General features: G+C 60.5%; 33 protein-coding genes. 13 read left to right on the top strand and 20 right to left on the bottom strand.

Features of this window, described 5'->3' with window-relative positions:
- Positions 1 to 61: 61 nt before the first annotated feature.
- Positions 62 to 838 carry an alpha/beta hydrolase gene (locus tag N4A58_RS11275; protein WP_293709666.1) on the top strand — a complete coding sequence of 259 codons (777 nt, stop codon included), beginning with the start codon at positions 62 to 64 and terminating at the stop codon, positions 836 to 838.
- On the opposite strand, the gene N4A58_RS11270 is transcribed toward N4A58_RS11275, so the two are convergent.
- The 4 genes from N4A58_RS11270 to N4A58_RS11255 form a co-directional block, all read right to left on the bottom strand.
- Positions 835 to 1,593 (bottom strand): MaoC family dehydratase N-terminal domain-containing protein, encoded by a 759-nt coding sequence (locus N4A58_RS11270; RefSeq protein WP_293709804.1) that lies wholly within the window; start codon positions 1,591 to 1,593, stop codon positions 835 to 837. The two genes, N4A58_RS11275 and N4A58_RS11270, sit on opposite strands and share 4 nt — an antisense overlap.
- Before the next feature lie 22 nt (positions 1,594 to 1,615).
- Positions 1,616 to 2,161 (bottom strand): NADPH-dependent FMN reductase, encoded by a 546-nt coding sequence (locus N4A58_RS11265; RefSeq protein WP_293709664.1) that lies wholly within the window; start codon positions 2,159 to 2,161, stop codon positions 1,616 to 1,618.
- Positions 2,162 to 2,333: 172 nt separating this feature from the next.
- The gene (locus tag N4A58_RS11260) at positions 2,334 to 3,014 is read right to left on the bottom strand and encodes an OmpA family protein (protein WP_293709662.1); all 681 of its coding nucleotides are present in this window, start codon (positions 3,012 to 3,014) and stop codon (positions 2,334 to 2,336) included.
- Positions 3,015 to 3,121: 107 nt separating this feature from the next.
- Positions 3,122 to 3,934 carry a methylated-DNA--[protein]-cysteine S-methyltransferase gene (locus N4A58_RS11255; RefSeq protein ID WP_293709803.1) on the bottom strand — a complete coding sequence of 271 codons (813 nt, stop codon included), beginning with the start codon at positions 3,932 to 3,934 and terminating at the stop codon, positions 3,122 to 3,124.
- Between the two features lie 128 nt (positions 3,935 to 4,062).
- On the opposite strand from N4A58_RS11255, the gene nth reads away from it, so the two are divergent.
- Both nth and N4A58_RS11245 read left to right on the top strand, forming a co-directional pair.
- On the top strand, positions 4,063 to 4,707 hold the full coding sequence (gene nth, locus N4A58_RS11250) for an endonuclease III (protein ID WP_293709660.1): 645 nt from the start codon (positions 4,063 to 4,065) through the stop codon (positions 4,705 to 4,707).
- 17 nt (positions 4,708 to 4,724) lie between these two features.
- Positions 4,725 to 5,714: an adenosine kinase gene (locus N4A58_RS11245; RefSeq protein ID WP_293709658.1), complete on the top strand. Its 990-nt coding sequence runs from the start codon at positions 4,725 to 4,727 to the stop codon at positions 5,712 to 5,714.
- Between the two features lie 79 nt (positions 5,715 to 5,793).
- Here the strand turns inward: N4A58_RS11245 and N4A58_RS11240 are convergent, their stop codons facing one another.
- The 8 genes from N4A58_RS11240 to N4A58_RS11205 form a co-directional block, all read right to left on the bottom strand.
- Positions 5,794 to 6,837, bottom strand: coding sequence for a low specificity L-threonine aldolase (locus tag N4A58_RS11240; protein ID WP_293709656.1), 1,044 nt, complete (start codon positions 6,835 to 6,837; stop codon positions 5,794 to 5,796).
- Positions 6,837 to 7,307 (bottom strand): YcgN family cysteine cluster protein, encoded by a 471-nt coding sequence (locus N4A58_RS11235; RefSeq protein WP_072704925.1) that lies wholly within the window; start codon positions 7,305 to 7,307, stop codon positions 6,837 to 6,839. Before N4A58_RS11235 ends, N4A58_RS11240 begins: the two co-directional genes overlap by 1 nt.
- Positions 7,304 to 8,239, bottom strand: coding sequence for a bifunctional riboflavin kinase/FAD synthetase (locus N4A58_RS11230; RefSeq protein ID WP_293709654.1), 936 nt, complete (start codon positions 8,237 to 8,239; stop codon positions 7,304 to 7,306). Before N4A58_RS11230 ends, N4A58_RS11235 begins: the two co-directional genes overlap by 4 nt.
- A gap of 38 nt (positions 8,240 to 8,277) precedes the next feature.
- Positions 8,278 to 8,721, bottom strand: coding sequence for a MaoC family dehydratase (locus N4A58_RS11225; protein ID WP_293709652.1), 444 nt, complete (start codon positions 8,719 to 8,721; stop codon positions 8,278 to 8,280).
- A 122-nt stretch (positions 8,722 to 8,843) separates the two neighbouring features.
- Positions 8,844 to 9,719 carry a TIGR01459 family HAD-type hydrolase gene (locus N4A58_RS11220; protein WP_293709650.1) on the bottom strand — a complete coding sequence of 292 codons (876 nt, stop codon included), beginning with the start codon at positions 9,717 to 9,719 and terminating at the stop codon, positions 8,844 to 8,846.
- A gap of 97 nt (positions 9,720 to 9,816) precedes the next feature.
- On the bottom strand, positions 9,817 to 10,305 hold the full coding sequence (locus N4A58_RS11215; RefSeq protein WP_293709648.1) for a DUF2867 domain-containing protein: 489 nt from the start codon (positions 10,303 to 10,305) through the stop codon (positions 9,817 to 9,819).
- A 68-nt stretch (positions 10,306 to 10,373) separates the two neighbouring features.
- On the bottom strand, positions 10,374 to 10,673 hold the full coding sequence (locus N4A58_RS11210; RefSeq protein WP_293709646.1) for a LysR substrate-binding domain-containing protein: 300 nt from the start codon (positions 10,671 to 10,673) through the stop codon (positions 10,374 to 10,376).
- The gene (locus N4A58_RS11205; protein ID WP_293709644.1) at positions 10,625 to 11,317 is read right to left on the bottom strand and encodes a LysR family transcriptional regulator; all 693 of its coding nucleotides are present in this window, start codon (positions 11,315 to 11,317) and stop codon (positions 10,625 to 10,627) included. Before N4A58_RS11205 ends, N4A58_RS11210 begins: the two co-directional genes overlap by 49 nt.
- A 116-nt stretch (positions 11,318 to 11,433) precedes the next feature.
- Between N4A58_RS11205 and N4A58_RS11200 the strand changes: the two genes are divergently transcribed.
- Positions 11,434 to 11,910, top strand: a complete 477-nt coding sequence (locus tag N4A58_RS11200; RefSeq protein ID WP_293709642.1) for a cupin domain-containing protein — start codon at positions 11,434 to 11,436, stop codon at positions 11,908 to 11,910.
- Entirely contained in the window at positions 11,907 to 12,278 is a 372-nt protein-coding gene (locus N4A58_RS11195) for a hypothetical protein (protein ID WP_072704940.1), read from the top strand. The genes N4A58_RS11200 and N4A58_RS11195 overlap by 4 nt, the downstream gene beginning before the upstream one ends.
- A gap of 65 nt (positions 12,279 to 12,343) precedes the next feature.
- Here the strand turns inward: N4A58_RS11195 and N4A58_RS11190 are convergent, their stop codons facing one another.
- Both N4A58_RS11190 and N4A58_RS11185 read right to left on the bottom strand, forming a co-directional pair.
- On the bottom strand, positions 12,344 to 13,264 hold the full coding sequence (locus N4A58_RS11190) for a manganese-dependent inorganic pyrophosphatase (RefSeq protein ID WP_293709640.1): 921 nt from the start codon (positions 13,262 to 13,264) through the stop codon (positions 12,344 to 12,346).
- Between the two features lie 85 nt (positions 13,265 to 13,349).
- A complete protein-coding gene (locus N4A58_RS11185) occupies positions 13,350 to 14,351 on the bottom strand; it encodes a TraB/GumN family protein (protein ID WP_293709638.1) in 1,002 nt (333 codons plus the stop codon).
- Between the two features lie 229 nt (positions 14,352 to 14,580).
- On the opposite strand from N4A58_RS11185, the gene groES reads away from it, so the two are divergent.
- The 4 genes from groES (at position 14,581) to N4A58_RS11165 (ending at position 18,220) form a co-directional block, all read left to right on the top strand.
- Positions 14,581 to 14,868 carry a co-chaperone GroES gene (groES, locus tag N4A58_RS11180; RefSeq protein WP_072704948.1) on the top strand — a complete coding sequence of 96 codons (288 nt, stop codon included), beginning with the start codon at positions 14,581 to 14,583 and terminating at the stop codon, positions 14,866 to 14,868.
- Between the two features lie 45 nt (positions 14,869 to 14,913).
- Complete coding sequence (gene groL / locus N4A58_RS11175) at positions 14,914 to 16,551, top strand: chaperonin GroEL (RefSeq protein ID WP_293709636.1); 1,638 nt, start codon at positions 14,914 to 14,916, stop codon at positions 16,549 to 16,551.
- Between the two features lie 128 nt (positions 16,552 to 16,679).
- The gene (locus tag N4A58_RS11170) at positions 16,680 to 17,156 is read left to right on the top strand and encodes a GNAT family N-acetyltransferase (RefSeq protein WP_293709801.1); all 477 of its coding nucleotides are present in this window, start codon (positions 16,680 to 16,682) and stop codon (positions 17,154 to 17,156) included.
- A 227-nt stretch (positions 17,157 to 17,383) separates the two neighbouring features.
- A complete protein-coding gene (locus N4A58_RS11165; RefSeq protein ID WP_293709634.1) occupies positions 17,384 to 18,220 on the top strand; it encodes a DMT family transporter in 837 nt (278 codons plus the stop codon).
- Here N4A58_RS11165 and N4A58_RS11160 read toward each other — a convergent pair.
- On the bottom strand, positions 18,186 to 18,635 hold the full coding sequence (locus tag N4A58_RS11160; RefSeq protein WP_293709632.1) for an NUDIX hydrolase: 450 nt from the start codon (positions 18,633 to 18,635) through the stop codon (positions 18,186 to 18,188). The genes N4A58_RS11165 and N4A58_RS11160 overlap by 35 nt on opposite strands.
- Before the next feature lie 74 nt (positions 18,636 to 18,709).
- Here N4A58_RS11160 and N4A58_RS11155 point away from each other — a divergent pair, with 74 nt between their 5' ends.
- On the top strand, positions 18,710 to 19,894 hold the full coding sequence (locus tag N4A58_RS11155) for an alpha-D-ribose 1-methylphosphonate 5-triphosphate diphosphatase (RefSeq protein ID WP_293709630.1): 1,185 nt from the start codon (positions 18,710 to 18,712) through the stop codon (positions 19,892 to 19,894).
- Here the strand turns inward: N4A58_RS11155 and N4A58_RS11150 are convergent.
- The 3 genes from N4A58_RS11150 to N4A58_RS11140 are packed head-to-tail and all read right to left on the bottom strand — an operon-like array spanning position 19,887 to position 21,714.
- Positions 19,887 to 20,960, bottom strand: a complete 1,074-nt coding sequence (locus N4A58_RS11150; RefSeq protein ID WP_293709628.1) for a 5-(carboxyamino)imidazole ribonucleotide synthase — start codon at positions 20,958 to 20,960, stop codon at positions 19,887 to 19,889. The two genes, N4A58_RS11155 and N4A58_RS11150, sit on opposite strands and share 8 nt — an antisense overlap.
- Complete coding sequence (gene purE, locus N4A58_RS11145) at positions 20,953 to 21,441, bottom strand: 5-(carboxyamino)imidazole ribonucleotide mutase (RefSeq protein ID WP_293709626.1); 489 nt, start codon at positions 21,439 to 21,441, stop codon at positions 20,953 to 20,955. The genes N4A58_RS11150 and purE overlap by 8 nt, the downstream gene beginning before the upstream one ends.
- A 48-nt stretch (positions 21,442 to 21,489) precedes the next feature.
- Positions 21,490 to 21,714 (bottom strand): DUF465 domain-containing protein, encoded by a 225-nt coding sequence (locus N4A58_RS11140; RefSeq protein ID WP_072705386.1) that lies wholly within the window; start codon positions 21,712 to 21,714, stop codon positions 21,490 to 21,492.
- A 159-nt stretch (positions 21,715 to 21,873) separates the two neighbouring features.
- Between N4A58_RS11140 and N4A58_RS11135 the strand changes: the two genes are divergently transcribed.
- Together N4A58_RS11135 and N4A58_RS11130 are read left to right on the top strand one after the other, a co-directional pair.
- On the top strand, positions 21,874 to 22,287 hold the full coding sequence (locus N4A58_RS11135; protein WP_072704970.1) for an Hsp20 family protein: 414 nt from the start codon (positions 21,874 to 21,876) through the stop codon (positions 22,285 to 22,287).
- 5 nt (positions 22,288 to 22,292) lie between these two features.
- Positions 22,293 to 22,520, top strand: a complete 228-nt coding sequence (locus N4A58_RS11130; RefSeq protein WP_072704973.1) for a DUF1150 family protein — start codon at positions 22,293 to 22,295, stop codon at positions 22,518 to 22,520.
- Between the two features lie 112 nt (positions 22,521 to 22,632).
- Here the strand turns inward: N4A58_RS11130 and trxB are convergent, their stop codons facing one another.
- Complete coding sequence (gene trxB / locus N4A58_RS11125) at positions 22,633 to 23,583, bottom strand: thioredoxin-disulfide reductase (protein ID WP_072704977.1); 951 nt, start codon at positions 23,581 to 23,583, stop codon at positions 22,633 to 22,635.
- A gap of 216 nt (positions 23,584 to 23,799) precedes the next feature.
- Between trxB and N4A58_RS11120 the strand changes: the two genes are divergently transcribed.
- Positions 23,800 to 24,300, top strand: a complete 501-nt coding sequence (locus N4A58_RS11120) for an Lrp/AsnC family transcriptional regulator (RefSeq protein ID WP_072704980.1) — start codon at positions 23,800 to 23,802, stop codon at positions 24,298 to 24,300.
- Positions 24,301 to 25,016: 716 nt separating this feature from the next.
- On the opposite strand, the gene pgeF is transcribed toward N4A58_RS11120, so the two are convergent.
- Positions 25,017 to 25,772, bottom strand: a complete 756-nt coding sequence (gene pgeF / locus N4A58_RS11115) for a peptidoglycan editing factor PgeF (RefSeq protein ID WP_293709621.1) — start codon at positions 25,770 to 25,772, stop codon at positions 25,017 to 25,019.
- Positions 25,773 to 25,774: the final 2 nt, after the last annotated feature.

Below are 25,774 nucleotides of genomic sequence, written 5' to 3'. Positions count from 1 at the left end.
TTCCGCTGGCATAGCAGAAGCAGGCCTCGCTACACTTGTCCAGCGAACAGGAGTGTCAGGTATGAACTTGGATCGTGCATACGAGAACACAGCGTTTATTCCGGACGGAAGTTCCTTTCCCGCGCGATGGAATGCGCAGGCAGAGGCGTTTCGGATTTCACATTCGGGTTTGTCGCGGCTGGATCGGCCCTACGGCGCGGGCGCGCGTCAGAAGTACGATCTGTTTTTGCCCGACGGTCCGGTGCAGGGCACGCTGATTTTTGTCCACGGCGGCTATTGGAAGGCCTTCGACAAATCCACGTGGTCGCATCTGGCGTCTGGCGCTGTAGCACGGGGGTGGGCCGTGGTGATGCCAAGCTACACCCTATGTCCCGAAGCGCGCATTGCCGAGATTGGGGCAGAGATTGCATCAGTCATCACCCAAATAGCCGAGACGTCAAAAGGTCCGCTGGTTCTGACAGGACATAGTGCGGGCGGGCATCTGGTGGCGCGCGCCGCAGCGGGTTTGCTACCTGCGAGCGTCATGCACCGTATCCGGCGGGTCGTTCCGATTTCGCCCGTGGCGGACCTAGAGCCACTGATGCATACCTCAATGAGCGAGATCCTACGGATAGACGCGGATGAAGCTCTGCGAGAGAGCCCCGTCGCCTTGGCCAAGCCGGATGTGCCCGTCACTGTCTGGGTTGGCGGAGCAGAGCGCCCTGCGTTTATCGAACAAGCGGCCAAGCTCGCGCGGGTTTGGGACTGTGGGCTCGAGATTGCGGATGGGCGGCACCATTTCGACGTGATTGATGCGCTGGACCGCAATGGCAAGCTTTTGAACTTCTTGCTGGCCTAGATGCGGGCTACGGCTTGCATGCATTGGCGTCCGTCTGGTCCGCGTACCCACATTGCGCCGTCGGTCCCAAGGCAAAAGGCGGTATGTTCACCATGCAGGGCAGGGGCCGTGGCGCGGAACTCAAATGATGTTAGGGGACCAAGCGCGCGCTCGGCCAGCAGCATCAGCGTTTGCGCCAACAGCGGGCCGTGAACCACAAGCCCGTCGTAGCCCTCAACCTCTCGGCAGTAGTCCAGATCATAATGAATACGGTGACCGTTGAAGGTAAGCGCTGAATAGCGAAACAGATCGGTGCTGGAAAAGCTGCGCTCAAGAAGGATCTCACCGTCAGAGCGCGCCATTGGCGGTGTCGCGGGACGCGCGTCCGGCGCAGGGTCGTTCAGGTAGACGATATCCTGATACTCTGTGACACAAAGCTCGTTATTCTGGCGGATGTCGTGGCGGAGGGTGACAAACCCTAAGGGTCCAGAGCGCCCCTCTTTATGCGTGGTCTTGTCTACCGCTGATGTTTTCTCGGCTATCTGCCCAAGACGTACCGGCGTGTGGAACTCGAGCCGCCCGCCCCCCCACATCCGACGGGGCAGTCCCATGTCAGGCATAATGCCCTGTCCGACTTTGGGATGCCCATCACGCCCAAGCCCCGCGTTCTCAACCGGATCCCAGAAGTAGATCTGGTGAAAGAAGGGCGGCATGGTGTCCGCAATGTTGGGCATCCCCAGACTTACCGCCAGCGCCTGAGCGCGGGCGGGGTCCATAATATCGGTCAGGGCGGTGGCGTTAGCCAAGGGCGATTTCCTTTTTCAGGCGATCAATCAGCCCCGATAGCATCTTCTGAGACATCTCGTTCTTCAAGTGCCCTTCGTCGTCAAACGCTTCATGCGCTTGGGCGATGGTCAGTAGGGGGCCGGGGAGGACGCGGGCTTGGTGGGGGACCAGGCAGGTGCGGGTCATCAGTTGGCCGGACTCGCCACCCGTACGGCCCATGTTCGCGGACATTACCAGCACCGGTTTATCGGCAAGTGGATTTGTCTTGGTGCGGCTTAGCCAGTCGAGCGCGTTCTTCAGTACGCCAGTGATCCCTTTGTTGTATTCGGGCGAGGACAGGATGACCGCATCGGCCTGTGCGATCTGATCCGCCAGCGTCGTGACGGCGTCTGGCACGCCGTTCGCCTCTTCGTCGTCCCCATCATAGAGGGGCAGCTTCAGGTCGCCTTCGAGGAAGGTCGCATCGCCATAAACGCGCTTGGCCTCGGCCAAAAGCATACGGTTGTAAGAGCCCTTGCGCAGAGAGCCGGACAGCAAAAGAATTGTGGAATCGGACATTATGAAGCCTCTGAATTAAAATACGTTTCTCCTTATAGATAGGCCGAGTGACGCGCCGCTCCAGATCAATTTTCGCAGGGGTTCAGCGCTCTGACGCACAGGCGAAGACCAATGTAAAAACGCCCGACCAAATTGGCCGGGCGCTTTGAGATTCGACAGGCGAAGTAGCCTATCAGTTGTTCGGGATGATGACGATTTCGACGCGGCGGTTCGCTGCGCGGCCCTCGGGGGTGAGGTTGGTCGCGATCGGTGCGTCTTCGCCGCGGCCGATGGTCGAAACGCGGCTGTAGGACACGCCGTTCTGGAACAGGACGTCTGCGACGGCCGAGGCGCGGCGCTGCGACAGGTCTTGGTTGTAGCCTGCGTCACCCACGTTGTCGGTGTGGCCGATGACCTGAACGCGCGAGTTGGGATAGCTGTTCAGGTTGTTCGCCAGAGCGGCCAGATCGCCGCGCAGCGCGCCGCTGACGGCGGTGCTGTCGGTTGCGAACAGGATGCTCTGGGGCATAGTTACAACCAGACGGTCGCCGGTGTTTGTGACGTCGATTGCGCTGTTGCTCATGCTGTTGCGCAGTTCAGCCGCCTGCTTGTCCAGTTGGTTGCCGATGATCGCGCCTGCGCCTGCACCAAGGGCAGCGCCAATGGCCGCACCGCGCAGTTTGTCCGAACGGTCGTCGCCGCCAGTGATCGCACCTGCCAGACCACCGATCGCCGCGCCCGCCAGAGCGCCTTGCTTGGCGCGGGCGTTGGGGTCTTGGTAGCCGCCGCCGCTGTTCAGGTAGGCCGGGTCGGTACATGCCGACAGGCCCATCAGAGCGGTCATTGCGGTTGCGATAATCATGCGGTTCTTCATGGCAGTGCCTCTTCCTTCATGGGCGGTATGCCCTTTCGATATGTCTATATCCTAATGCCGGAGACGCAGGAAAGTTTCATGAAGGTGTTTCGGCAAGCCTTTGCCCGTCACTTTTCCGCTAGATTTACGTCAGCGCGGGCGGACTCGTAAGCCAGCATGGCGCGTTTGACAGGCAGGCCCCAGTGGTAGCCCCCAAGTTCGCCGCTCTTGCGCAGGGCGCGGTGGCACGGGATCAAGTAGCTGACGGGGTTTCGGCCCACCGCTGTGCCGACTGCGCGCACCGCTTTGGGCGACCCCACGCGGGTCGCGATTTCCGAGTAGGTGGTCACGTGGCCCTCGGGGATATTCAGCAAGGCTTCCCAGACCTTGATCTGAAAAGGGGCCCCGATCATATGGAGGCGCGTTTCCCCACGGCCCGCCATGGCGGCGTCAAAGAGGGGGGCGATCCGGTCGCCTTTTCGAACGAACTGTGCTTTGGGCCAGCGCTTCGCCAGATCGTCGAAGGCCACGTCACGTCCCATCTCGGAGCCAAAGGCCAGCCCGCAGATGCCGCGCTCTGTCCCCATCACCAGAGCAGGGCCAAAGGGGCTTTCGAACCAGTCCCACTCAATCACCAAGCCCTCGCCACCACGGGCGAAGTCACCGGGGCTCATGGCCTCCCACCGGACGAACAGGTCGTGCAGACGGCTGGAGCCGGACAGGCCGACCTCGTCCGCCACGGCTAGGGTCGTCATCCGCTCTGCCAGCATCTTCTTGGCCTGTCCCAGCTGCAGGTATTGCTGGTAGCGCTTGGGCGAAATCCCGACCCACGCGGAAAAGAGCCGCTGGAAATGCGCGGGGCTCATGTCCATTTGCTCGGCCAACCCCTCTAGGGTCAGGGGCGCTTCGGCGCTGTCGATCAGATCAATCGCCCTGCGCATGGCGCCGTAATGATAAGAGCTGTCCACCAAGGTTGCCTCCTGTCGATCTGACGCCATCTGTGCCATGAATGTGCACCAGCGGGCGACCCGAATGTTGCGCAAATGAAATTCTCGGGGCATGAGGAAGCATGGCCAAACAACTCGATTACATGACAATGCGCGAGATATTCTCGCGCTTTCAGGCAGCCGAAGCCGAGCCCAAGGGCGAGCTGAACCACGTCAATGCTTACACGTTGGTCGTGGCCGTTGCGCTGTCTGCGCAGGCCACGGACGCCGGCGTGAACAAGGCGACGGCCAAGCTGTTCGAAGTGGCCGACACCCCGCAAAAGATGCTGGATTTGGGCGAAGAGGCCCTGATCGACCACATCAAGACCATCGGTCTGTATCGCAACAAGGCCAAAAACGTCATCAAGCTCAGCCGTATTCTGGTGGACCAGTACGGCGGCGAGGTTCCCAATTCCCGCGCCGCGCTGGAAAGCCTGCCGGGTGTGGGTCGCAAAACCGCGAATGTCGTGCTGAACATGTGGTGGCACTATCCGGCGCAGGCGGTGGACACCCATATCTTTCGCCTCGGGAACCGCAGCGGCATCGCTCCGGGCAAAGATGTGGTCGCCGTGGAACGCGCGATCGAGGATAACGTGCCCGTCGATTTCCAGCAGCACGCCCATCACTGGATGATCCTGCATGGCCGCTACGTCTGCGTGGCGCGCAAGCCCAAATGCGGCAACTGCATCATCCGCGACCTCTGCCAATTCGAGGACAAGGTCCTCTGATCCAAAGGAACTGACCCGTGAAAAAATACCAGATTGTCGGCATCGGCAACGCAATCGTCGATGTGCTGACCCAGTCCGACGACACCTTTCTCGAAATGATGGACATCGAAAAGGGCATCATGACCCTGGTCGAGCGCGAGCGCGCCGAACTGCTGTATGCTTCGATGAAAGAGCGCACTCAGGCCCCCGGCGGCTCGGTCGCCAATACCATCGCGGGTGCGGGCAAACTGGGTCTGCGGGCGGCATTCATCGGCCGCGTGCGGGATGACGCTTTGGGCCGTTTCTACGCCCAAGAGATGGAAGTCGGCGGGACCGATTTCGTGAACGCTCCTGTCGAAGGGGGCGAGTTGCCCACCTCACGCAGCATGATCTTTGTCTCGCCCGATGGCGAACGGTCGATGAACACCTATCTGGGCATCTCCGCCGAAGTCGGCCCAGAGGACGTGGATGAAGCCATTGTGTCGGACACCGAATACCTGTTCCTCGAAGGTTATCTGTTCGACAAGCCCAAGGGCAAGGAGGCGTTCCAACGCGCCGCCAAGCTGTGCCAAGCGGCCGGCGGCAAAGCGGGCATCGCGATCTCTGACCCCTTCTGCGTAAACCGCCACCGCGAGGATTTCCAGCGCCTGATCGGCGAACTGGACTTCGTGATCGGCAACGAGGCCGAGATCAAAGCTCTGTACGAGGATGAGGATCTGGACACCGCTCTGGGCCGTGTCGCGGCCAAGAACCCGCTGGTGGTCTGCACCCGCTCTGGCGATGGCGTCAGCATCCTACAGGGCGACACCCGTGTGGATGTCCCGGTGGAAAAGGTCACCCCCGTCGATGCAACCGGCGCTGGCGACCAATTCGCGGCAGGCTTCCTATTTGGCCTCGCCACGGGCGCAACCCTCGCCACATCTGGCCGCATGGGCTGTATCGCCGCGCGCGAAGTCATCGGCCACATGGGCCCGCGCCCCAAAGCCGACCTCCGCGCTCTTTTCCGCCGCGAGGGTGTCCTGAGCTGACGCTCTTCATCTTGGCATAAATACCCCCCGCCGGAGGCTTCGGAACATTGACGCCAAACCACCGGCGGGGAAACGCGTTTTAGCTGGCTTTCAGCACAGCCAGAAACTTGTCCAGCTCGTCATACGGCACGGACCAGTCGCAGACAAAGCGGGTTAGCAGCATCTCGTCCGGAGCCCCGTGATCGCGGTTGCCCCAGTGGTTAAAGGCGACACCTGCCGCGCCGAGACCCTGCAACACACTGCGGGGCAGTTTGGGGAACAGCATGTTCGCACGGGGGGCGTAGGGCCACTGGATGCGGGCATCCATGCAGAGCGCTTCGGCCAGATACTGTCCGCGCGCATTCGCGGCGGCCCCCAGCTGCAGCCACAAGTCGTTGCGCACAAAACCCAGCATTTGCGCTGCCAGAAAGCGGTTCTTCGAGAACAGATGTCCCGCGCGCTTGCGCCGTGCGGCAAAGCCTCGGGCGCGATCGGGGTTAAAGAAGATGACAGCCTCGACGCCCATGCAGCCCGCTTTGGTCCCGCCAAAGGTCACAACGTCCACGCCCGACTGCCACGTCATTTCCGCGGCTGACACCTCTAGCGCTGCGCAGGCGTTGGCAAAGCGGGCGCCGTCAAGATGCAAGGGCAGGCCCGCTGCATGTGCTATGGTGGCAAGCGACTCGATCCGGTCCAATTCATAGAGCTGCCCGCGCTCGGTGACAGAGGTGATGCTGACTGCGCCGGGTTGGGCCGAGTGGACGCCGCCTTCGTTCAGGTCGGTGATCAACGCGCCAAGGGCGTCAGGGTCCATCAGATCGCCTTCGCCCACTAGATAGGTCTTGCCCACGCCGTAGAATTCGGGCGCGCCGCATTCATCCTCGTGGATATGGGCGGCGGCGGTGCAGAGCACGGACTCGTAGGGTTGGCACAGGGTCGACAGGGCCAGTGCGTTGCCAGAGGTGCCGGTGGGCACAAAGAAAACTTCGGCCTGCGGGGCTTCGAACAGCTCTCGGATCGCGGTGATCGCGCGGGCGGTGTAAGGGTCATTGCCGTAGGGAAGCGCGTAGCCCTGATTGGCCTCTGTCAGCGCCTCCATGATTTGCGGATGGATGGGGCCGGTGTTGTCAGAGGCTAGGTACATCAGGTGGGCTCCTCGATAATATAGTCTTCCCAGTCCTCTTCATCGATCTCGAATTCGGGGACTGTCCAGCCCTGCACCGACACACCTGCGTCGTGAACCGATTGCGGTGTTCCGGTCAGCAAGGGGTGCCATTCGGGCAAGGGTTTCTTTTGCCAGAGCAGGCGGTATGCGCAGGTCTCGGGCATCCAGTAGGCGTGCTGGTCCAGCGTGTCCGGTTTCAGCACGATGCACTCGGGCACGAACTGGTGGCGGATCGGGTACTGACTGCAGCGGCAGGTCTGATCGTCCAGAAGGCGGCAGGCAACCTTGGTCAGGGCCACTTCTCCGGTGTCCGGATCCTCGAGCTTGTTCAGGCAGCACTTGCCGCAGCCGTCGCACAGGGCTTCCCATTCGGTGTCGGTCAGCTTGTCCAAGGCAAAGCGTTCCCAGAAGCGGGAGCGGATTTTCTTGCGGTCGATCGGGTCTTTCATAGGGCGGCCAGAATTTCGCGCGCCTTGGCGCTGTCCGCATCCATCTGGGTGATCAAAGCGTCCAGACCGTCGAACTTCATCTCGGGGCGCAGATAGTCCACGAGGCCGACCGACAGGTGGGTGCCGTAAAGATCGCCTTTGAAATCAAAGATAAAGGTCTCGAGGTTGGGGGTGTTTTCCCCGAACATCGGACGCACACCCAGCGAGGCAACGCCGTGGTAGTTGCCCTTGTGGGGGCCTTCCTTCACCTCGACGAGCACGGCGTAGACACCAAGTTTGGGCAGGTGCAAACCGTCCACGGACATGTTCGCGGTGGGGTAGCCCAAGTCGCGGCCACGCTGTTCGCCGCTGATCACAGGGCCGTCGATACGGTGCCAATGGCCCAACATTTCGGCGGCGTGGCGGGGGTCTCCGTCGGTCAGCGCCTGACGGATTGCGGTCGAGGAAACGCGGCCCTGAGAGCCTTGGATCATGTCGGCGATTGTCACGTCGAACCCCATCTCTGCGCCCATGCGGGCCAAGTCTGCGGCGGTGCCACTGCGGCCCTTGCCGAATTGGAAATCGTTGCCCACGACCACGTGGCACAGGCCAAGCCCCTTGATCACATCACGGGCAAATGCCTCGGCGGTCAGACCGGCGAGTGGGCCGTTGAAGGGCAGTTCGTACAGAACCTCGACCCCCAGTTTTTCCAGCCGTGCGGCACGGGCCTCGGCGCTCATCAGGCGGAACGGGGCGGCATCGGGGGCGAAAAACTGGCGTGGGTGGGGTTCAAAAGTCATGACGCCCAAGGGGGCGTTCAGACGCTGTGCACCGGCGCGGGCCAAGTCGATAACCGCTTGATGCCCCAAATGAACGCCATCGAAGTTCCCGATGGCGACGCTGGCACCTTTGTTTTCCGGTGCGATGTACTGGTGATCGCGAATGATGCGCATAAAGGGCAGTTAGCGCCCCTTATGCGGGGACGCAAGGCTCAGTCGAACTTGCGGCTGGGCGCGAGCACTTTTGCCTCGCCCTTGAGCACAGGTTTGCCGTCGATTTCACAGACGCAATCCAAGGTGACGCGGCGCTTGGCGTGGTCAATTCCGGTGACGGTGACCTGCGCTTTGACCATGTCGCCGGGGCGGACGGGGGCCAAGAACTTCAGGGTCTGGCCCAGATAGACGGTACCATGACCGGGCAGCTGTTCGCCAATGACGGCAGAGATCAGACCGGCGGTCAGCATCCCGTGGGCGATGCGCCCTTCGAAGATGGTGTCGTTGGCGTATTCATCATCAAGGTGCACGGGGTTCCGGTCGGTGGACACCTCGGCAAAGAGTTCGATGTCACGGTCCGTCACCACTTTGTGCAGGTGACGGGTCATGCCCATCTCGATGTCTTCGATGCAGATGGTTCCACGGGGCAGGTTATCCAACATTCGGGTCCTCCGATCTGGATGCCAAGGTTGAAGGGGTAATTTTCTGGCACCAGTAAGCTACGACTTGGCAACTTTATTACTTTGCGCGCGCAGAAAATCAAGCCCCGTGACACCTGTTTGCCTTAGCGTAAGAACCCGATTGCGTAGGTTGGGTTCGATTTTTCCTCGTTAAGGTAAGAGGTTAGGGCCTCTTCATTGGGCTGATGCGACGTTTTGGTAATATCGCGGGCCAGACCGCCTGTGATGAACACCGAATCGATGCCTTCGCCGATGGCACCTTGGATATCGGTGTGGATGCCATCACCCAGGGCCAGAATCGCGGTGTCGTTGATGCCCGCGTCGACTTCGGCCAGACGGCGGCGGGCCAGATCGTAGATCGGCGGATGGGGTTTGCCGAAGTACAGACTTTCACCACCCATTTCTGTATAAAGCTTTGCCACTGCGCCCGCGCACCATTCGCGGACCTCGCCGCGGTCCACGACGATGTCGGGGTTGGCGCAGAGCAGCTTGAGGCCCTTTTGCTTGGCCAGCAGCAGTTGCGGGCGCAACGTGTCGGGATCGGCGCTGGCGTCGAACGGGCCGGTGCAGATGATGCCCTCTGCCTCGTCAAGGCTAACGCGTTGAATATCCACGGGATCTTTGATCAAGTGCAAGGGCTCGAAGAAGGGCTCATCGGCGGGCGTGCCGATGTGGTAGACCTTTTCCCCGACCGCGCCGGTCAGCATGGCAGCGCGCGCGCTGTCGCCGCTGGTCGCGATGGTGTCCCAGCAGTCTGCGGGCACTTCGAACTGCTCAAGGAGCTGTTTTTCAACGCCTTTTCGGGGGCGCGGGCTATTGGTGACTAGAACGACCTTGCCGCCGTTCGCGCGGAAGGCGCGCAGGGCTTCGATGGCGTCGGGCAGGCCTTTGACCCCGTCATGCACGCAGCCCCACAGGTCACAGAACAGGGCGTCATAGTTGGCGGAGATCTCGGACAAGCTCTCGATGATACGGGTCATAGGGCACCTTTTTCAGGGTCTGGTTTACGTCTGGTTTGCGTATGGCAAACGTCATGACGTGGGTAATCCGTTCCCAACTAAGGTCAAAGTGCTTTCTTTATGTGACGAATTTGTCCGGAGCGGGCATGCGGTTCAGCATTGCGCGCACAATGATCCGGTGCGCGACCGCGACGGGCAGCATATACGCACGGCCAAACAGATTGTGGGTGACGACCGAACTGACGATCCAGAGGCGGCGATTGTGGACCGCGACGCAGGTCAGGACGTCCAGATGACGGTCGCGCTCGGTCAGGAGCAGGCGGTCGGGGCGGGCGTCCTCGACCAGAAAGAAGTCCAGATGATCGCCGGTCTGAACGGTGTCTTTGCGGTCGCCGGTAAAGCCACCGATCTGTTTAACGCCGAAGAGGCTGGAAACCTTGTCTCGGATTTTGAAGGCGAGCCCCATGAGCGGCAGGGGCCGCGCCATCAGAGCATTCCACGCCTGAAGCGCGGTCATGTCTTGGGGTAGGGATCGGGACTGGGCGTCGAAGTAGTTCAGCCGATCGCGCGGGGCCAGCAGTTCGGCATTCGGGGGCAGGGTGGCCATGGCAAAGTCCTTTGGGGTCAATGAGGCGACCCTAGGCAGACGGTGCCCTGCGGGCGATGCGACAAACCCTACCAGTGCATGGCGTCCAAGGGCGCCAGCAGTTCGGCGATCAGATCGCGCACCCACACATGGGCAGGTGAATTGCTGTAGCGCCTGTGCCAGATCATAACGATCTGGACGGTGGGAATCTCGATCGGCGCTTTGTAGACGGTCAGGCCCGCGTAGGGCGCGACGGTTTGGGCCAGTTGGATCGGCAGGATCGCAATCAGTTCGGATTCGCTGACCGCGCGGTAGACGCCCGAGAAGACGGGCATGGTCATCACAACACGGCGCTCGCGGCCAACCTTGGACAGGGCGGCATCGCCCATGGCGCGCAGGTTGCCTTCGGGGAAAAGAGCACGTGTCCCATGTCGCAGAACGTGTCGATGGGAATGGTGTCCCCCGGTTGCAGCCCCAGCGACGCTAGACGCCGGTTGCCCGTGCGGGCCACCACAGCCCAGCCCGACAGAAAGAGGGGCCGCTTTTCGATCCAGTCGGGGACATCGGTGTCGGGGATCAGCGCGGCGTCGACGCTATAGCGCTCTAGGGTATCGACGTAGCTGTCGGGGACCAGATCCACCAGTTGGACCCGCATATAGGGCGCGCGGCGATAGACCGTGTCCGCGAGACGGGGCATCAGCATTTCGGCAAAGAAATCGCTGCCGGACAGCTTGAAGGTGTCGGTGGCCACAGTCGGGTCGAATTGCAGGGGGCCTGTTAGGGCGCTTTCGAGTTGTTCGAGGGCAAGGCGCAGGGGCTCTTCGATCTGGCGGGCATATTCGGTCGGGTCCAGCCGGTTCCCACGCCGCAGGAACAGGTCGTCGTTCAAGGCGTGGCGCAACCGCCCGAGGGCGGCAGAAATCGCGGGTTGGGACAGGCCAACGCGCTGTCCTGCGCGGGTGGTGGAGCCTTCGATCAACAGGGCGTCCAGAATCCGCAAAAGGTTCAGGTCCAAGGTTGCAAAATTGATCACGCAAATAGTCCGTATATGAACAATCGATTATAGATATACGCACGATACATGTAATCTATGTTCAACGAGAGCGCTTTCGTTTCCCTTTGAATTCCAGATCATTTGGAGGAGGAACGATGACCCATCCTGAATTGGGAGAGGGTGCCATCGAATGGATGGGCACCTATTACAAAACCATTTTATCCAAGGCGGCGTCGGGCGGCGCCATGTCGATTGTCGACAGTGTGTCCCCTGTGGACTCGGGCCCGCCCCTGCATGTGCACGAGGATGCGGACGAGACCTTTGTCATGCTGACGGGCGAGTGTGATTTCATTCTGAACGGAGAGATTACGCGGGCAGGGCCTGGTGAGACGGTGTTTATCCCGCGCGGGGCGCCGCACACCTTTCGCGTGGTGGGGGATCGGCCGAGCCGCCATTTGGTGATCCTGACGCCCGGCGGGTTCGAAGGGTTCTTTGCCGAGATGGCTGAGGGGCAGTTCGCGATCCCCGCGCAGATCGAACAGGTGATCGAGGCGGGCGCGCGGTATCACATGGCATTCACAGGGCCGCCCTTGGCCGCGATACAGGCAGAGATGGAAGGAGCCAGCGCATGAAAGGGATCGCAACACTTTTTGTCGGGACAGGCGCCATCTTTGCAGTGATCGGGATGGTCTGGGGCATTCAGATGTCCGCCACGCAGGATCACAGTCTGTCGCCGGCCCACGGGCACCTGAACCTGATCGGGTTCGTGATCATGACGGTCTACGGGCTGTATTACGCGGTGACGCCGGCGGCGCGCACGGGATTGGCCAAGGTGCACTATCTGCTGACGCTGGCGGCTGTTGTGGTCCTGATCCCGGGCATCGTGATGGCCCTGACCCAGTCGGGCGAGGTGCTGGCCAAGCTGGGGTCTGTGCTGACGCTGCTGTCGATGCTGACCTTTGTCTACACCGTGTTCCGCAAGGGCGTGGGCGCGGCGTAAGGCCAAAGGAAAAGGGCAGACCGGATGGCCTGCCCTTTGTCGTGCTTGGATGCCGGTGCGGCAGATCAGACCTTGAGGTTGGGGATGATCTGCTTTTTGCGGCTCATGACGCCGGGCAGGACAACGGTGTCGCCGTCCACGGTCGCGCCAAAGCTTTTCTCGGCGACGGTTTTGACCAGATCGTTGGGGACCAGCAGGGTGGCCTCTTCTTTGATGATGTCCACGACGAACAGCAGAACCTGATCAACGCCATCTTCGGCTTCGACGGTCTTGAAGGATTCCATCAGGCTGTCCTTGCGGTCCAGCGGGATCTGGGGCGCGGTGGTTTCCAGTACCGAGACGCGGAATTTCTTGCCGTCGACTTCGTACTCTTTGGAGTCCATGCGGATCAGTTCCGCGTCGGAGAAGGCCGAGACGTCCGATTTCGCAGCAAACATTTCCGCCGCGTATTCGGTGATGTCCACACCCAGATATTTGGCCAGCGCGTAGGCGATGGCTTTGTCCTCTTGGGTGGTGGTGGGCGAACGGAATTCCAGCGTGTCGGACAGGATGCACGACAGCATCGCACCTTTGATCCCGGTGGGGGCCTGAGCCAGATCGTCGCCGATCATCTTGTACATGATGGGCGCGGTGCAGGCGACGGGCTCGATGCGGATGTCGATCGGGCCTTTGGTTTCCAGACCGCCAACCAGTTTGTGGTGGTCGATGATCGCACGAATGTCGGCCGCGTTAATGTCGGCGGGCAGCTCTGCGGGGTTGTTGGTGTCGACGATCACAACAGGGGTATCAGCCGCAACGTCCGAGATGATCTCGGGCTTCTCGAGGCTCCAGCGTTCCAGAACGAATGCCGCTTCGGTGTTGGGCTCGCCAAGGAGGACGGGCTTGGCAGGGGTGCCTTTGATTTCGTTCAGGTACCAAGACCAGATGATCGGGGAGCCGGTCGAGTCGGTGTCAGGTGCCTTGTGGCCGAAAACGAGTGTGGTCATTGAAATGTCCCTTGGCGGATTGAACTGTCGCGCGCCTTATAAAAAGCATCTGCCCCCGTGTCACGCAGGCCGAAAGGACAGGATGTCACAAGGGCAGGCGTGTTAGCGCGAAACCAGCGTTTTCCAGCAAAGCAACAAGGCCGTTTTCCCCGATCAGATGCGCAGCCCCCACGGCGACGAGGATATCCTCGTCCCGTACCGCGTCGAGAATCACCGGCAGCCAGTTCTGGTTGCGGCGGTCCAGCAGTAGGTCCTGCATGCGGGCGGACTCCGCCTCGATCTGTTCGGCGGTCAGGCCGGGGATGCGGTGGCTCAGGACTTCGGACAGGCCCCACGACCGCGCGTGACGCTCTTCGAAATAGGCGTCGAGGGTGGCGGTAAAGGCGGCCTCTGACACCTCGTCCGGCATGATTGACAGGGCCATGATGTCCACCTGCTCTTGGTAGGGGATATCGGAGAAGGTCGAGAAGATGGTCTGCCAATCCTCTAGGCTGCGGACGGGTTTGTCCAAGGCGAGCGCCGCTCGTTCGACCATTTTGTCCAGACCGCCGACAACAGAGGTCATGGTGTCCATGGCGCAGGGCGGGATCGACAGCATCATCGACACATACCACGGGCGCATCTTGGCGGTCAGCGGGGCAGGGAAGCCGCGCGCGGCCATCGCGTCGCGCAGTTGCTGCCATGTGGCGTCGTCCAGAAGCTCTGGCAGGGTGGGGGTGCCCGCATCGGCGGCAAAGATTATGCTGGGATCGCTGGCGATCTGGCTCTGCATCTGGGCTGCACCGTCCGAGGCGGTCTCTAGATACAGAGCGTCGACCTCGCGCAGAATCGGGCGCAGAGCGGCCATGGCGACGCTGTGACGGGGATCGGGCAGGTGCATGGTGCCGACGATATAGACGCTGCGCCCGTCCCGCGTGGCCTGCCAGAGGGTGCCCGTGCTGTTAGCGGTCTCATCCTCGATTGCTGCAATTGCATCCTTTTCCGCGGGGGTCAGGAACTGCTCTAGGTCGGGGCCAGCGCCGCAAGCGGCAAGTGCCGGAAAAGCATGAAGAAGACTCAGAAAGACAAAGGCAATCAGGCGTAACATGGGATCTCCGGTCCGGATGGCGGCTGCGTAACGTATGGCAAAATAATGGATATTTGTCCCGTCTTCCGCGGCGAAATTTTTCCGAAAAAATCTGCACACAGAATGCTTGACACTCAAAGAGGCGATACCTAGCTTCGCGTCGTTAGCACTCGACACGAGAGAGTGATAACGCCCTCGGCCCTGCCGAGGAACCAACAGGAATTTAACTTTGAGCCAAGGAGCCTCAGAGATGGCATTTACCCCGCTTCACGACCGTGTTCTGGTCCGTCGCGTAGAGAGCGAAGAAAAAACCGCTGGCGGCCTGATCATTCCCGATAGCGCGAAAGAGAAGCCCGCAGAGGGTGAAGTTGTCGCAGTTGGCGCAGGCGCCCGTGATGACAAAGGCGCACGCGTCGAGCTGGACGTGAAATCCGGCGACCGCGTTCTGTTCGGCAAGTGGTCCGGCACCGAAGTGACCGTCGACGGTCAAGAGCTGCTGATCATGAAAGAAAGCGACATTCTCGGCGTTATCGCCTGAGACCGTCTTTCTTAACGCAACCCAATTCAGACGAGGAAAAGCACAATGGCTGCTAAAGACGTCAAGTTTGATACCGACGCCCGTAACCGTATGCTCAAGGGTGTGAACATCCTGGCAGACGCTGTAAAAGTAACTCTGGGCCCCAAAGGCCGTAACGTCGTACTGGAGAAATCCTTCGGCGCGCCCCGCATCACCAAAGATGGTGTTTCGGTTGCCAAAGAGATCGAGCTGGAAGACAAGTTCGAGAACATGGGCGCCCAGATGGTGAAAGAAGTTGCTTCGCGCACCAACGACGAAGCAGGCGACGGCACCACCACCGCGACCGTTCTGGCTCAGGCCATCGTCAAAGAGGGCATGAAAGCTGTTGCAGCAGGCATGAACCCCATGGACCTGAAGCGCGGCATCGACCTGGCAACCGCCAAAGTCGTCGAAGCGATCAAAGCAGCGGCACGTCCTGTTGAAGGCACCGACGAAGTTGCTCAGGTTGGCACCATCTCGGCCAACGGCGAAGCAGAAATCGGCCGTCAGATTGCAGACGCGATGCAGAAAGTCGGCAACGAAGGCGTGATCACCGTCGAAGAGAACAAAGGTCTGGAAACCGAGACCGATGTCGTCGAAGGCATGCAGTTCGACCGCGGCTACCTGTCGCCCTACTTCGTCACCAACTCGGACAAGATGATTGCCGAGCTGGAAGACTGCCTCATCCTGCTGCACGAAAAGAAACTGTCGTCGCTGCAGCCGATGGTTCCCCTGCTCGAGCAGGTCATCCAGTCGCAGAAGCCCCTGCTGATCATCGCAGAGGACGTCGAAGGCGAAGCGCTGGCAACTCTGGTTGTCAACAAACTGCGCGGCGGCCTGAAAATTGCTGCTGTTAAGGCACCTGGCTTCGGCGATCGCCGTAAGGCCATGCTGCAGGACATCGCTATCCTGACCGGCGGTCAGGTCATCAGCGAAGACCTGGGCATGAAGCTCGAGTCGGTCACCATGGACATGCTGGGTACCGCGAAGAAAATCCAGATATCCAAAGACGAGACCACCATCGTTGACGGTGCAGGCGACAAAGCCGAGATCGAAGCCCGCGTTGGCCAGATCCGCAACCAGATCGAAGAAACCTCGTCGGACTACGACCGTGAGAAGCTGCAAGAGCGCGTTGCCAAACTGGCAGGCGGTGTTGCTGTGATCCGCGTCGGCGGCATGACCGAAGTCGAAGTGAAAGAGCGTAAAGACCGCGTTGATGACGCACTTAACGCAACTCGCGCGGCTGTTCAGGAAGGCATCGTTGTTGGCGGTGGTGTTGCTCTGGTTCAGGGCGGCAAGTCGCTGGCAGGTCTGGAAGGCGAGAACGCTGACCAGAACGCAGGTATCGCAATCGTTCGCAAGGCTCTGGAAGCACCCCTGCGCCAGATCGCTGAGAACGCAGGCGTAGACGGTTCGGTTGTTGCTGGCAAAGTCCGCGAAAGCGAAGACCTGAAGTTCGGCTACAACGCTCAGACCGATGCGTATGGCGACATGTTCGGCTTTGGTGTCATTGACCCCGCAAAAGTGACCCGCACCGCTCTGGAAGATGCGGCATCGGTTGCTGGTCTGCTGATCACCACCGAAGCAATGGTTGCAGACAAGCCCGCCAAAGAAGGCGCAGCACCTGCAATGCCCGACATGGGCGGCATGGGCGGCATGATGTAATCTGCCGATCCAATTGGATTGAGGGAAGGGCGTCCTGCGGGGCGCCCTTTTCTTTTGCGGTGTGCCTGTGGTTATCGTGGTGCCGTGAGTATTTTTTGCAAAAAGAAGAGGGCAGGCCTGTGCTGAAGATGCCGGAATTTGTGCGCGAGATGCGGCGCGGAGAAGAAGAGGCTGTGGATGGGCTGCTGCGACGCGCCTTTGGCGGTGCCGACGAGGCGCAACTGGTATTGGCATTGCGCAAGTCGGGCGCAATGGCCGGCGAGATGGTGCTGCCGTTTGAGGGCGGTGTCGTCGGATACTATGCGCTGAGCGCGATGAAGGGGCCCAAGGGCTGGCTTTGTTTGGCGCCTGTGGCCATTGATCCCGACTGGCAGGGGCGCGGACACGGACGGCGGATGGTGAAGCAGCTGGTCGCGTGGGCCGAGGCGTCTAATTCGTCGATTTGTGTGTTGGGTGACGTCGATTTTTACAAAAACTGTGGCTTTTCGACCATAACAGACGTCGAATTAATAACACCCTATAGCGCTGATCATACGTTGGTGGCGGGGACGGGCCCTTTGAAAGGGGCCGTGACGCTGGAATATCCGAAGGCCTTTGGAAGCTGAGGTGAGCTGCACAGATCTGCGCTGCGTGATGTGGTGCCGCCCAATGCGATGGCCGTACTCTATCAACGGCGCAGTGCGGGCTGCAGTTTAGCGGGTATGACGGGCCGCGCGGTTGGACATCGGGGGATTGCGCGGGTCGCGTGCACCTTGGCGGCGGATGGCGGGATCGCGCCATATTGATCCAAAGTGTCATGTCGGTCGGCCTGAAACTTGCATAGGGTGTTTCTATGCAGCTGATTGTTCTGACAACCCTCACCATGATCGCCTTTGCCGCGAACTCGATCCTGAACCGCATGGCGGTGGATGGGGCGGATATGGCGCCGATGGCCTTTGCGGCTGTGCGGCTGGTGTCGGGTGCTATTGTGCTGGTGCTTTTGACCCGCGCGCCCCTTGTTTTTAAAGGGCGAAGGCGGGGGATCGGGGTTCTGGCGCTGTTGGCCTATGCGGTCGGGTTTTCGTTGGCCTATGGCGCGTTGGATGCGGGGCTCGGGGCCTTGATCCTGTTTGGGATGGTTCAGATCACCATGTTTGCCGCCTCTGTTGCGGCCAGAGAACAGATGCCCGTCCAACGTTGGGTTGGCGGGCTTTTGGCGTTCGGCGGCTTGGTTTGGCTGCTGAGCCCGGGCGAGGGGGCCGTGCCCCTGTGGCCAGCGGCCTCTATGGCAATCGCGGGCGTGGCATGGGGCTTTTATTCTCTGGCAGGCAAGGCTGAACCGGATGCGGTCGCTGGCACGGCTGCGAATTTTTTGTTGGCTGCGCCGCTTGGTGTGTTGGCTTGGGCCGTCATAGGCGGCGGGTTGACCCCGATGGGCACCGTTCTGGCGGTGATTTCGGGGGCTGTGACCTCTGGCATGGGGTATGCGCTGTGGTATCGGCTGGTGTCGCAGCTTGGGGCCAGCCGCGCGGCTGTGTCGCAACTGACCGTGCCTGTGATCGCCGCTGGCATGGGGGCGCTGCTCCTGGCCGAGGTGCCGAGCCTGCGGCTGATCCTGTCAGGGGCGCTGGTTTTGGGCGGTGTGGCCCTGTCGCTTAGTTCCGGATCGGCTCGAGCGGGTCGTAGCTGAGCCCCGTTTCGCCCCAAGCCACAGCGGCAAGGCTGCTGGGTTTGACCTCTAGATCATTGATTTCTGCGCGTGTGACCCAGCGGCGCTGGGTGACGACGCCCTCTGGATCCTGCCACGCGGGGTCCAGTGTTGCGTCCTCTATTGTGCAGCGAAAGAACACCTCGACCTGATGAAAGCCCGAGTTCGGATCGTGGAACTCGTTGATCAGGCAGGGCTCTAGGACAGTTACATCCAATCCCGTTTCTTCTTTCATCTCTCGCATGAGGGCGCAGGGCAGGCTTTGGCCTGCGTTCACGCCACCGCCTGGCGCGCACATGAGGGCGCTGCGCCCGTTGGGCCACGCATTCACCAGCAGCAGTTTGTCATCATGCAGGATCACGGCGCGGACGGCCACGCGGGGGGATTTGGGCTTCATGGTCTTTATGCGATTTGAGGGCTATAGCGAGGGCGAGTCTGGACGTTGTACTAGGGGAAGGGCAAAGGACGCCCATGTCAAATCAAGCTTTGATCCTTGAAAACGGGGATGTTCTGGGGCGCGAGGCCTTGGGGCGTGGTGCCTTGTTGATCGCTGATGGTCAAATCACCGAAGTCTTTTGTGGAAACGCAGGGGCTAATGGTGGAAATGCCAACCCAGACGGGCGAAAAGTCGATCTGAGCGGCTGGACCGTCGCGCCCGGCATCGTGGATGTGCATGGCGACGGGTTCGAGCGTCATGTGGCCGTTCGGCGCGGGGCGCTGACCGCGATGGAGCACGGTTTGTTCAGCGTAGAGGCTGAATTGGCCGCAAATGGCATCACCACAGCCGTTTTGGCCCAGTTTTACAGCTGGGAAGGCGGGATGCGGGGCCCTGAGTTCGCGGATCGCCTGTTTTCTGCATGGGAGCAGGCCGCGCCACAAGTGAAAACGGATCTTCGGCTGCAGCTGCGGCTGGAAACCCACATGTTCGAGCAATTCGACGATGTGATTCGGCTAATCAACAAAACAGGGCTGCGATACGTCGTTTTCAATGACCATTTGCCACATGACCGTTTGGCGGCCGGAAAAACCCCGCCTCGGCTGACGGGGCAGGCTTTGAAGTCCGGACGGAGTCCGGAAAAGCATCTGGAGAACATGAAACGGCTTCACGGCCTAAATGACCGCGTGTTTGGCGAATTGCAGGCATTTTCTGCTGAATTGACGAAGCGTCACGTGCAAATTGGCAGCCACGACGATGACACCGCCGAGAAACGCGCAAAGTTCCGCAGTTTAGGTGCGAATGTCAGTGAATTCCCCGAAACGATTGAGGCTGCGCAGGCGGCGCGGGACGCGGGCGATCTGGTTGTGATGGGCTCGCCCAATATCGTGCGCGGGGCCAGCCATGCGGGCAAGGTCAGCGCACGCGAGATTGTGGCGATGGGGCTGTGTGATGCTTTGGCGTCCGATTACCATTATCCGAGCCCGCGTTATGCGGCGCTGGAACTGGTGAAAAAGGGCATCTGCGATCTGCCTGCCGCGTGGCGGCTGGTGTCAGAGGGGCCGGCCAAGGTGCTTGGTCTGACGGATCGCGGTGTGATTGAGGCTGGAAAGCGCGCCGATCTGGTGATTTTCGACCGCGAGACGGGCCGTGTGGGCGCGACGATGGCGGGCGGAAAGATCACCTATATGACCTCTCCGCTCGCGGAGCGTTTTATTTAGAGCGGATCACGCGGTTCACGTGGCCCATTTTGCGGCCAGCGCGGGCCTCGGCTTTGCCATATAGGTGGATTTGGGTGTCCGCCTCTTTGGCCAATTCCGGCCAAGTGTGCGCGTCGTCGCCGATCAGGTTGGTCATGACCACATCAGCGTGGCGCGCGCCATCCCCAAGGGGCCAGCCCGCCACGGCGCGGATGTGTTGTTCGAACTGGTCCACGGCACAGCCTGCTTGGGTCCAGTGGCCCGAGTTATGCACGCGGGGCGCGATCTCGTTCACCACAAGCCCTTGGGGCGTCACGAAAAGTTCCACACCCATCACGCCAACGTAGCCCAGACGGTTCAGGATCTGACCCGCCAGCAGAACCGCGTCGGTGCGCTGCTTGCCGGTCAGGTTCGCGGGCACGGTGGTGGTGTGCAGGATGCCGTTCACGTGCACATTCTCGCCGGGATCAAAGCACGCAACTTCGCCGGTGGTGCCACGGGCGGCGATCACGGACACCTCGTGGGTGAAGTTCACGAAGCCTTCGAAAATCGCAGGGGCGCCGTTCATGTCGGCGAACGCTTGTTCCGCGTCTTCGGGGGCCATGATGCGGGCCTGACCCTTGCCGTCGTAGCCGAAGCGGCGGGTTTTCAGGATCGCGGGTGCGCCGATTTCGTCGAGCGCCTCTTTCATGTCGTCCATGTCGTCGATCGCGGCGAAGGGCGCGGTTTTCAGACCCAGATCGGACAGGAACGCCTTTTCGGTTAGACGGTCCTGAGAGACTGCCAGCGCCTTGCGGTTGGGGTGGATCGGCTTGGCCGATTCCAGAATGTCCAGCGCCTCGGTCGGGATATTCTCGAACTCGTAGGTGACGACATCGACGGTTTCTACCCATGCTTTCAAGGCGTTAGCGTCGGTGTAGGCGGCGGTGGTCAGGCTGTCGCTGACTTGGCCAGCCGGGGCGTTCGGATCGGGATCAAAGATTGCGGTTCGCAGACCCAGACGGGCCGCAGCCAGAGCGAGCATCCGGCCGAGCTGACCGCCGCCCAAAATGCCAATGGTGCTACCGGGGGCGAGGAGCTCAGTCACGGACAGGCTCCTCTGCGATGGAAGCGGACAGGTCCGCGCGCCATTTATCAAGGCGTTCTGCCAGATCGGGATCGTTCACGGCCAGAATGCCAGCGGCCATCAGGCCCGCGTTCGCGGCGCCTGCGCCGCCGATGGCCATGGTCGCCACGGGGAAACCGCGGGGCATCTGCAGGATCGAATAGAGGCTATCGACGCCGGACAGCGCCTTGGTCTGCACGGGCACACCGATCACGGGGATACGGGTTTTCGAGGCCATCATGCCGGGCAGGTGCGCTGCACCGCCAGCGCCCGCGATGATCACGTGCAATCCACGGTCCGCGGCAGTTTTACCGTAATCCCAAAGGCGGTCGGGGGTGCGGTGGGCGGATACGATCTTGACCTCGTGTTCAATCCCGAGGGCATCAAGCATATCGGCGGCTTCTTTCATGGTGGGCCAGTCCGACTGGCTGCCCATGATGATCCCTACGCGCGGCTGGGTCATTGGCAATCCTCTAGCAAATTGAGTGCGCCTTATAGCGCACACACTAGATTACGCAATAATGTCAGGCGTCAGTTGGTCGCGGATGCGTTCGATCCGGTCCTTGAGATGAAGTTTCTCGCGTTTCAGTCGCTGCAGGGTCAGCGCGTCAGCCGTGCCCTTTTCCTGCAGGGCTGTGATCGCCTCGTCCAGATCGCGGTGCTTGACCTTGAACACCTCCAGCTCATAGCGGAGCACTTCTTCTTCGGTCATGGAAATTTCGCTGCGTGCGTTCATTTTGGACACCGGATGTAAAAACAGAGCTCCATACTACCAAGTCGTTAGGCTTTTCGCAAAGGTCTTGCGCACCGATTGTTGCGCTACCATATTTGGGGGGACAAGGCGGGTTGCCATAGCGGGGCCTGCCAGACGGTCGCTTGATATAAGGACATGTCGATGACGAAACTCACTCTTGGTGCGCACCCCTATTTGCTGGGGTTCGAACAACTGGAACGCCTGGTCGAACGAACCGCCAAAAGCGGCAACGAAGGCTATCCGCCCTATAATATCGAACAAACCTCTGACCGATCCTACCGGATTACGCTCGCCTTAGCGGGCTTCCGAGAGGAAGATTTGTCAATAACTGTCGAAGATCGCCAACTTGTTGTGCGCGGAAGGCAGCAAGATGACAGTGCAGAGCGGGTTTTTCTGCATAGGGGCATTGCCGCGCGGCAGTTCCAGCGTAGCTTTGTATTAGCGGACGGAGTCGACGTCGGCGAGGCCTCTATGGAAAACGGCCTGCTTCACATCGATCTGAACCGCACCGTGCCTGACGCGGTGGTACAGGAAATCAAAATCCGAAAGGGGTGAAGACTATGGACACCAAAGTCGATTTCATCAGCGGCGCCGAACGCAAGATCGTCTATGTACGTTCCGTCGAGGTTGCTGACCTTCCCGAGGACGTTCAAGAGCAAGCAGAGGGGCTGACAACTTTGTACGCGCTGCACGACACAGACGGAGAGCGTCTTGCTCTGGTCCGTGACCGAGAGATGGCATTTGCTCTCGCTTGGGACAACGATATGGCACCGGTCGCGGTGCACTGAACCATTCGCCCGCTAAAGGGGCAAACAAGGCGGCCTGATGGGCCGCCTTTGTTATTTCATGAAGTAATGAAAAAGGCTGCCGTCGCGGGCAGCCTTTGTTGTTTTTACGGGATTATTCCGCGTCGCCCTGTTCCGCAAGGAAGCGTTCCGCTTCCAGAGCGGCCATACAGCCCATGCCAGCCGAGGTGATCGCCTGACGGTATTTATCGTCGGTCAGGTCGCCTGCCGCGAACACACCGGGGATCGAGGTTGCGGTGCTGTCAGGCTTGGTGACCACGTAGCCGCCCGAATGGGTTTCCAGCACATCTTTGACCAACTCGTTCGCGGGCGCGTGGCCGATCGCCACAAAGAAGCCGTCACACGCGATTTCGGTGATCTCGCCGGTGTCCACGTGCTTGGCTTTGACGCCAGTGACGCCTAGGGGCGCTTCGGTGCCGACAACTTCTTCGATCGCGTGGTTCCACAGAACCTCGATCTTCTCGTGCTTGAAGAGGCGGTCCTGCAGGATTTTCTCGGCGCGCAGCGAGTCGCGGCGGTGGATCAGGGTCACTTTCGACGCGAAATTGGTCAGGAACAGCGCCTCTTCGACGGCTGTGTTGCCGCCACCAATGACCACAATCTCCTTGCCGCGGTAAAAGAAGCCGTCACAGGTCGCGCAGGCAGATACGCCGAAACCTTTGAACTTCTCTTCCGACGGCAGGCCCAGCCACTTGGCGCGGGCGCCGGTGGCCAGAATGACTGCATCGGCGGTGTAGGTGGTGCCGCTGTCGCCGTGGGCCACAAAGGGGCGCACCTCTAGGTCCAGCTTGGTGATGTAGTCGCCGATGATTTCGGTGCCCATGGCGCGCGCGTGCGCTTCCATGTTGGTCATCAGCTCGGGGCCTTGAATTTCGGTGTGACCGGGCCAGTTTTCGACCTCGGTGGTGGTGGTCAGCTGACCGCCGGGCTCGATGCCCTGAACCAGCAGGGGCTCCAGCATTGCACGGCTGGCATAGACACCTGCGGTGTAACCTGCAGGGCCGGAGCCGATGATCAGAACCTTGGTGTGACGGGTCTCGGCCATAGGGCACCTTTCTGTCTTGCGTCTTTGTCTCAGGCGCAGGATATAGACGCCCCGCCGCTGTGGTTAAAGGGGCTGCTTGTACAAGTGATACGGCGCGAAAAGCAGCGCCGCCTTGCGTCTTGCGAAAGTCCGCTTAACTTTCTTGCGCTTTGTTGAAATATTGTTGCGCAGACTGTGGTAGGATGTATAAGGTTCGGAAAAAAGCAGGAAAGCCCAATGCCCGGAACACGACTTGATCCCATCGATCGAAGAATCCTGGCCGAGTTGCAAGCCGATGGCCGAATGACCAACGTTGAACTCGCAAAGCGCGTCGGAATCTCTGCACCTCCTTGTTTGCGCCGTGTCCGGACCTTGGAAGATGCCGGATACATTAAAGGGTATCACGCCGAAGTCGATGCCCGCGCGCTAGGCTTTGAGGTCAAAGTTTTCGCCAATGTCGGTCTGATCAGTCAGGCCGAAGCGGATCTGAGCGCGTTTGAGGCGCGCTGCCGTGCGTGGCCGCTGGTCCGCGAGTGCCATATGCTGAATGGCGAGGTCGATTTCCTGCTGAAGTGCGTGGCGCCTGACCTGTCGACGTTCCAGTCGTTCCTGACCGAAGAGCTGCTGAAGGCGGACAATGTGGCCAGCGTGAAGACCTCTTTGGTCATTCGCGGCGAAAAGGACGAGCCCGGCGTGCCGTTTGATGTCCTAGAGGAACGTCTAAGTCGCAGCGCCTGATCCGCGACGGAACCTGCGGGTTCGCGCGTATAGATATGGCAAAGGATGCCGCCCCGTGTCTGATGCGCGGGGCGTTTTCATTTGGGCTAGGGGGCTGATCGGGCAAAGAAAAAAGCGACCCCATGTGACGGTTGAGGCTCCGTCGGGATCGCTCTTTGCTTTCAACACGCCGTTTCCGGCATAAACCGCGAGGCCTGCGGTCTGGAAGGACTGCCTCAGCGAGGCAGCGGCCCGCCATGAGCGGGGTTGCCTCATTGATGCCGTAATCTGACCGACGTGTCAAAGATTTGACGCAAGATTTTACAAATTTCCCGATGTTGCACACGCATGGGAAACCAAAGCGCGTGCTGGGTGGGATTGTCTCTGTCTGCGTGCCGAATGTGATGCCGTTCCTTGCAAAACCATGAGCTGGGTCTGGCACATATCGAGTCGATTGAAAGTGTTTAGGCGGACTTTCGAATCGGCTCCTCGCGCTTGGCGATTGATGCCTTCCGAGACTTGCCGCGTGTCCACGGCATGGGGGTTGCGCCTTGTTCCGATGCTGTTTTGAGCACCGATTGGATAAACCGGGTCTTGGTCTTCATGGTTGCCGCTCACATCTATTTATTTTTGCTTACGCTTAATGTGACGTTTGAATGCGGCGAACCTGTGGCAGATTGTTGGATTAAAGGCGGTGATCCTATGTTTTTGCAAAGGAGGCGCGCCCACCTTACACGTCAGAGGCGAATTGCCGAAATAAGGCGCCCGTAATCCGCTTCTCCAGCGTGGCAGGTGCGGCGGTAGGAATAGAATCGTTCAGGGTCCGAGTAGGTGCAATGTCCGGTCCACTGCGCGTCGCCCACGCCTGCGCTGCGCAGGCGGTGCAAGCCATAGGACGGGAGGTCGAACATCATGCGGTCGCCGGTCCCTTGGACAAAGAAGCGGCTGTTCTCCATGTCCTCTGCGATGAAGTCTTCGAAGAATTCGGGGCCAACCTCGTAGGCGCGCTGGCTGATTGTCGGGCCGATCAGGGCGCGCGTGTTGGCGCGCTGCGCGCCGATCTGCTCCATCGCGTCGAGTGTGGCGTCCAGAATGCCGCCGATGGCGCCCTTCCACCCCGCATGGGCCGCGCCGACCACGCCAGCTTCGGGGTCATGAAATAGGACGGGTTGGCAATCCGCCGTCAGAATCGCGATGGCGATCTCGGGGTTCTTGGTGACGATGCCGTCCGCCTCGACCGGGGCGTCCAGTGGGCCATCGACTGCAACGGCGGTGGCCGAGTGTGTCTGATGGACGGTGACCAAGTTCGTCGGTGTGACGCCCATAGCTTCGGCCACGCGGGCGCGATTGATCGACACGATTTCCTTGAGGTCAGACGACCCTGCGCCGCAGTTCAGTCCGGCAAAGATCCCCGAGGATGCGCCGCCCTTGCGACCGAAAAAGCCGTGTTGGGTGGGGGCAAGAAGGGGATCGGAAATGATGTCGAGCGTCATGA

This window comes from Donghicola sp. (assembly GCF_025210255.1).
Lineage (GTDB): Bacteria > Pseudomonadota > Alphaproteobacteria > Rhodobacterales > Rhodobacteraceae > Donghicola > Donghicola eburneus.
Note: the sequence above shows the minus strand (reverse complement) of the source record. Positions and strands in the feature narration are given on the sequence as shown.

Bases quoted from the DNA above. Each gene is read 5' to 3' on its own strand.
- N4A58_RS11275 (WP_293709666.1), top strand. From the start codon at position 62: ATGAACTTGGATCGTGCATACGAGAACACAGCGTTTATTCCGGACGGA.
- N4A58_RS11270 (WP_293709804.1), bottom strand. From the start codon at position 1,593: ATGGACCCCGCCCGCGCTCAGGCGCTGGCGGTAAGTCTGGGGATGCCC.
- N4A58_RS11265 (WP_293709664.1), bottom strand. From the start codon at position 2,161: ATGTCCGATTCCACAATTCTTTTGCTGTCCGGCTCTCTGCGCAAGGGC.
- N4A58_RS11260 (WP_293709662.1), bottom strand. From the start codon at position 3,014: ATGAAGAACCGCATGATTATCGCAACCGCAATGACCGCTCTGATGGGC.
- N4A58_RS11255 (WP_293709803.1), bottom strand. From the start codon at position 3,934: ATGCGCAGGGCGATTGATCTGATCGACAGCGCCGAAGCGCCCCTGACC.
- nth (WP_293709660.1), top strand. From the start codon at position 4,063: ATGGCCAAACAACTCGATTACATGACAATGCGCGAGATATTCTCGCGC.
- N4A58_RS11240 (WP_293709656.1), bottom strand. From the start codon at position 6,837: ATGTACCTAGCCTCTGACAACACCGGCCCCATCCATCCGCAAATCATG.
- N4A58_RS11235 (WP_072704925.1), bottom strand. From the start codon at position 7,307: ATGAAAGACCCGATCGACCGCAAGAAAATCCGCTCCCGCTTCTGGGAA.
- N4A58_RS11230 (WP_293709654.1), bottom strand. From the start codon at position 8,239: ATGCGCATCATTCGCGATCACCAGTACATCGCACCGGAAAACAAAGGT.
- N4A58_RS11225 (WP_293709652.1), bottom strand. From the start codon at position 8,721: ATGTTGGATAACCTGCCCCGTGGAACCATCTGCATCGAAGACATCGAG.
- N4A58_RS11220 (WP_293709650.1), bottom strand. From the start codon at position 9,719: ATGACCCGTATCATCGAGAGCTTGTCCGAGATCTCCGCCAACTATGAC.
- N4A58_RS11215 (WP_293709648.1), bottom strand. From the start codon at position 10,305: ATGGCCACCCTGCCCCCGAATGCCGAACTGCTGGCCCCGCGCGATCGG.
- N4A58_RS11210 (WP_293709646.1), bottom strand. From the start codon at position 10,673: ATGGGCGATGCCGCCCTGTCCAAGGTTGGCCGCGAGCGCCGTGTTGTG.
- N4A58_RS11200 (WP_293709642.1), top strand. From the start codon at position 11,434: ATGACCCATCCTGAATTGGGAGAGGGTGCCATCGAATGGATGGGCACC.
- N4A58_RS11195 (WP_072704940.1), top strand. From the start codon at position 11,907: ATGAAAGGGATCGCAACACTTTTTGTCGGGACAGGCGCCATCTTTGCA.
- N4A58_RS11190 (WP_293709640.1), bottom strand. From the start codon at position 13,264: ATGACCACACTCGTTTTCGGCCACAAGGCACCTGACACCGACTCGACC.
- N4A58_RS11185 (WP_293709638.1), bottom strand. From the start codon at position 14,351: ATGTTACGCCTGATTGCCTTTGTCTTTCTGAGTCTTCTTCATGCTTTT.
- groES (WP_072704948.1), top strand. From the start codon at position 14,581: ATGGCATTTACCCCGCTTCACGACCGTGTTCTGGTCCGTCGCGTAGAG.
- groL (WP_293709636.1), top strand. From the start codon at position 14,914: ATGGCTGCTAAAGACGTCAAGTTTGATACCGACGCCCGTAACCGTATG.
- N4A58_RS11170 (WP_293709801.1), top strand. From the start codon at position 16,680: ATGCCGGAATTTGTGCGCGAGATGCGGCGCGGAGAAGAAGAGGCTGTG.
- N4A58_RS11165 (WP_293709634.1), top strand. From the start codon at position 17,384: ATGCAGCTGATTGTTCTGACAACCCTCACCATGATCGCCTTTGCCGCG.
- N4A58_RS11160 (WP_293709632.1), bottom strand. From the start codon at position 18,635: ATGAAGCCCAAATCCCCCCGCGTGGCCGTCCGCGCCGTGATCCTGCAT.
- N4A58_RS11155 (WP_293709630.1), top strand. From the start codon at position 18,710: ATGTCAAATCAAGCTTTGATCCTTGAAAACGGGGATGTTCTGGGGCGC.
- purE (WP_293709626.1), bottom strand. From the start codon at position 21,441: ATGACCCAGCCGCGCGTAGGGATCATCATGGGCAGCCAGTCGGACTGG.
- N4A58_RS11140 (WP_072705386.1), bottom strand. From the start codon at position 21,714: ATGAACGCACGCAGCGAAATTTCCATGACCGAAGAAGAAGTGCTCCGC.
- N4A58_RS11135 (WP_072704970.1), top strand. From the start codon at position 21,874: ATGACGAAACTCACTCTTGGTGCGCACCCCTATTTGCTGGGGTTCGAA.
- N4A58_RS11130 (WP_072704973.1), top strand. From the start codon at position 22,293: ATGGACACCAAAGTCGATTTCATCAGCGGCGCCGAACGCAAGATCGTC.
- trxB (WP_072704977.1), bottom strand. From the start codon at position 23,583: ATGGCCGAGACCCGTCACACCAAGGTTCTGATCATCGGCTCCGGCCCT.
- N4A58_RS11120 (WP_072704980.1), top strand. From the start codon at position 23,800: ATGCCCGGAACACGACTTGATCCCATCGATCGAAGAATCCTGGCCGAG.
- pgeF (WP_293709621.1), bottom strand. From the start codon at position 25,772: ATGACGCTCGACATCATTTCCGATCCCCTTCTTGCCCCCACCCAACAC.